The sequence below is a fragment of the Actinomadura bangladeshensis genome, from assembly GCF_004348335.1.
GTDB lineage: Bacteria > Actinomycetota > Actinomycetes > Streptosporangiales > Streptosporangiaceae > Spirillospora > Spirillospora bangladeshensis.
The window spans coordinates 1-4,115 of the sequence record NZ_SMJW01000421.1; the positions used below are offsets into that span (position 1 = coordinate 1).

At 74.1% G+C, this 4,115-nt stretch carries 3 protein-coding genes; all 3 read right to left on the reverse strand.

The genetic code is table 11. From position 1 onward, the window contains the following. On the reverse strand, positions 1-844 hold an 844-nt coding region (locus E1284_RS39030; RefSeq protein ID WP_131945167.1), incomplete at its 3' end, for a sporulation protein. Between the two features lie 443 nt (positions 845-1,287). Further along, the gene (locus E1284_RS39035) at positions 1,288-2,652 is read right to left on the reverse strand and encodes a M16 family metallopeptidase (RefSeq protein ID WP_131945168.1); all 1,365 of its coding nucleotides are present in this window, start codon (positions 2,650-2,652) and stop codon (positions 1,288-1,290) included. Next, positions 2,649-3,905: a M16 family metallopeptidase gene (locus E1284_RS39040; RefSeq protein WP_131945169.1), complete on the reverse strand. Its 1,257-nt coding sequence runs from the start codon at positions 3,903-3,905 to the stop codon at positions 2,649-2,651. The genes E1284_RS39035 and E1284_RS39040 overlap by 4 nt, the downstream gene beginning before the upstream one ends. Positions 3,906-4,115 lie beyond the last annotated feature (210 nt).

Consider the following 4,115-nt stretch of genomic DNA (forward strand, 5'->3'; position numbering starts at 1 on the left):
CCGCCGGCTCGGGCGACGGTGACGGCGGCGGGGGAGGGAAGGGCGTCGCGCCGCCGGGCGGCGGGAACGGCGCCTGGCCCTGCCCGGCGGACGAGCGCGGCAGCGCCGCCGCGGTCTCCAGCCATTCGCCGATCTTGGCGTTCCAGTCGGTCTCGGCGGCTTCGGCGTGCGCGACCTGGAACACGCCGAAGGACTCGTCGCGCGGGGTGTCGCGGTCCTCGGCGCGCAGGACGAAGGCCATGCTGCGCGGGCTGGCGACGAAGCTCAGCCCGACCTTGTCGATCCGGCCCCGGTACGCCGCCGGCGGGTTGAGGTGGATCTCCTGGTGGAACGGCAGCTGCTGGGCGACGCCGCGCAGCTTCGACTCCTCGAACGTCACGTTCGCGACCTGGAAGCCGAGTTGCGCGATCGAGGCGAGCACCCACTGCTGGGACTCCAGCGGCTCCACCGAGATCGGGTCGATGTCGCCGGGGTCGGGCTGCCCGGCCGCGTCGACCTCGGTGCACATCCCGATGGTGAAGCCGGGCAGCTCGTGGCCGAGGACGGTCGTGAACGGCAGTTCGTACGGCAGCGGGATGGAGAACGCCAGATCGCGCTGTTGCGCGGTGTCCAGCCGGAAACCGCGGGTGAGGGCGCCCCGGTACACCTCGGGCCCGGCGGTCTCGCCGCCGTAGCCGTTCTGCATGCGCGGCATCAGCGCCAGCGTCACGTGCCGGATCTCCACGGGCCCGGAGCCGCCGCGCAGATGCACCTTGCCCGCCACGACCCCGCCCGGCTTGCAGTTCGGCTCCGCGAGGATCGTGTCGACGGACGGCCCGCCACCCGCCATCTGCCCGTAGGACACCGGCCGTTCCCTTCTCCCGCCCCCGAGGACGTCCTCCCCGCGCAAGTCGGCCCGCCGCGACCTAGGCCGCGCGCCTTGGCCCACACAAGTTAGACCTACTTCACCATGCCATCGGTTCACGCCACCAACGGGAACCCGGCCCCTTTTTCCCACAGAACACTCACCCCACCTCACCCAGCCGCCGCCCCGTCACGCAGCCGCCCGCCATACCGCCGCCGAAGCCTTTCCGGGCGGCGTGGCGTCTCATGCCTCATGGCCGCTTCCGCGCAGGGACGGTCACCCGTAGCGGACGGCGAACCCGCCGTTTCGAGAAGCTTCCAGTGGTTGGGTGAGCGCGATGTGGGTTGCGGGACGGTCCGCCAGGGGTGGTCGCCGGGTGGAGCGGTGATCTGCGGGGGTGCCGGTGGGGGGCGCCGGCAGCCCCGCAGGTTGCTTTTCCTTGGTCAGGATTCCTTTGCGGTTACGGTCACGGTGGCGTAGCCGAGCTTCTCCAAGGGTTCGCGGATCTGGGCGGCGTCGCCTACGGCTATGACGGTCAGGGCCTCCGGGTCCACGTGTTTGCGGTAGGCGCGGGCCACGCCGTCGGGGGTGGAGGCGCGGACGGCGGCCAGGTAGGCGCTCGGGTAGGCGGCGCCCAGGCCGTTCGCGGAGGCGTCGGCCAGCTCGGCGGCGACGGCGCGGGCCGTCTCGTACTCGGCGGGGGCCCGGTCGGCGAGGGCGCGGACGGACATGCCGTGCTCCTCCGCGTCGATGCCGCGGGAGACGACGCCGCGCAGTTCGGTCAGCGCGTCGGCGACGGCGTCGGCGGTGACCTCGGTGTGGACGGAGCCCTGGGCGATGAAGAGGCCGCAGTGCCGCATGCGGAGCAGCCCGGCCCGCATGCCGTAGGTGTAGCCCTTCTCCTCGCGCAGCACGGCGTTCAGGCGGGACGTGAGGCCGCCGCCGAGGACGTGGGCCGCGACCGTCAGGGACGGCCAGTCGTGGTGCGAGCGGTCCGGGACGCCGTGCCCGAAGCTGAGGTAGGTCTGCACGGAGCCGGGACGGTCGACGACGACGATGCGGGCCGCCGACTCGGGCAGGACGCGGTCGGCGGTGGGCAGCGGTTCGCCGGTGGCCGCCCAGGATTGCAGGGCCTCCGTGAGCGCCGCGTCGGCGTCGGTGCCCGAGAGGTCGCCGGTCACCACCGCGGTGGCCTCGGCGGGGACCGCGGAGCCGTAGAAGGCGCGGATGTCGGAGCCCTGCAGCGCGCCGACCGAGGTGCGGGTGCCGCCGGTCGGGCGGGACGCGCGGGCCTCGGACGGGAACATCACCGCGCGCAGTTCGCGCATGGCGCGCGAGGCGGGGTCGGCGTCCTCCTGGGCGATCTCCTCCAGGCGCTCGCGGACGAGCCGCCGGACGTCCGCGTCGTCGAGCGCGGGGCGGCGGACGACGTCGGAGAACAGCTCGAGGGCGGCGCCGAGGCGGGAGGTGGGGACGTCGAGGGCGATCCGCAGCGCGGTCAGGTCGGCGTGCGCGAAGAAGCTGGCGCCGAGGCGTTCGAACGCGGCGGTGAGCGCGGTGCCGCCGCCGGGCTCGGTGCCCTCCATCAGGGCGTGCGCGGTGAGGGTCGCGACGCCGTCGAGGCCGGCGGGCTCGCGGCCCGCGCCGGCGTTCAGCACGAGCCGGACCGCGGCGAGCCGGCGGCCGGGCAGGTCGCAGCGGAGCGTCGCCGGGCCGGCCGGGACGCGGCCCTCGGTGCCGGCCGGGAACGCCCAGGCCGGGACGGGGCCGGGGACGGGACGGGGCTGCAGTGCCAGGCCGCTGCTCACGAGGTGCCTCCGTAGGTCAGGGCGGTGCGGCCGCCCGGGGCGAGCCAGCGGCCCGCCATCTGCTTGATGGCGTCCCCGGTGACGGCGGCGGCGCGCCCGGGGGCGGTGAAGACCCGGGCCGGGTCGTCGAACTGGGTGGCGTTCTGCGACAGCGCGTTGGCGAGGCCGGTCACCGTCTCGGTCTGCTCCAGGAAGCCGCGTTCGGCCTGCGCGGTGGCGCGGGCGGTCTCGTCGGCGGACGGGCCCTCGGCGGCGAACCGCTCCAGTTCCTCGTCCAGCACGGCGGCGATCTTGTCCGGCTCCGGCCCGATGGCGTCGACGATCGCCAGGGACGGCCCGGAGGCGAGCCGGGTCACGCCCGCCCAGACCTCGGTGGCGATCTGGTCGCGGCGCACCATCCGGTCGTAGAGGCGGGAGCCGGAGCCGCCGCCGAGGATCTCGACCGCGAGCTCGGCGGCCTCGACGTCGTCGCCGCCGTCGGTCGGCAGCGTGAACATCGCGAAGTAGGCGGGGGAGGGGACGTCCTCGGTCAGCGTCTCCTCGCGGACGCCGGCCAGCGGCCCCCGTTCGCCGGGGCGCGCGGCGGGCTTGTGCGGCCCGGTGGGGATGCCGCCGAAGTAGCGTTCGACCGCCTCGATGGTCGCGGCCGGGTCGACGTCGCCGACGACGGACAGGACGGCGTTGCCCGGCGCGTACCAGGTGGCGAAGAAGTCGGTGCAGTCGTCGAGGGTGGTGGCGTCCAGGTCTTCCATGGAGCCGATCGGCGTGTGCGCGTACGGGTGGCCCTCGGGGAACGTCAGCGCGCACAGCCGCTCGAACGCCGTCCCGTAGGGCTGGTTGTCGTAGCGCTGGCGGCGCTCGTTCTTCACGACGTCGCGCTGGTTGTCGAGGTTGGCCTGGGTGAGCGCGGCGGGCAGCGTGCCCATCCGGTCGGCCTCCAGCCAGAGCGCGAGCTCCAGGTGGCTGACCGGCACCGTCTCGTAGTAGTTCGTGCGCTCGAACGAGGTGCTGGCGTTGAAGGCGGCGCCCGCGCTCTCCAGCAGCGCGGCGTGCTCGCCTTCGGCGACGTTCGCCGAGCCCTGGAACATCAGGTGCTCGAAGAGGTGGGCGAGGCCGGTCCGGCCGGACCGCTCGTGCCGCGAGCCCACCCCAAACCAGATGTTCACGGCGGCCAGAGGTACGACGTGGTCCTCGCAGACCACCACGCGCAGGCCATTGCCGAGCGTGTGCTCATGCAGCGGCTGTTCTGCCACGGAGCGCTCCCGTCCGTTCGATGGTTCCCCGGCGGACAGCACCGCGCGCGTCGGCGGGACCTGCCCGGGCGGCGGGCTTGATCTCGGTCTCACCGTACCGGCTACGTCGCGCCTCGGGCGCGTCCATCGCGACCTGTGGATAACTCCGTCGGCAAAGCAGGACGGGCAGGGACAAAAGGGAGCTCGGCGGGGGTGCCGGAGGGCGAAGGG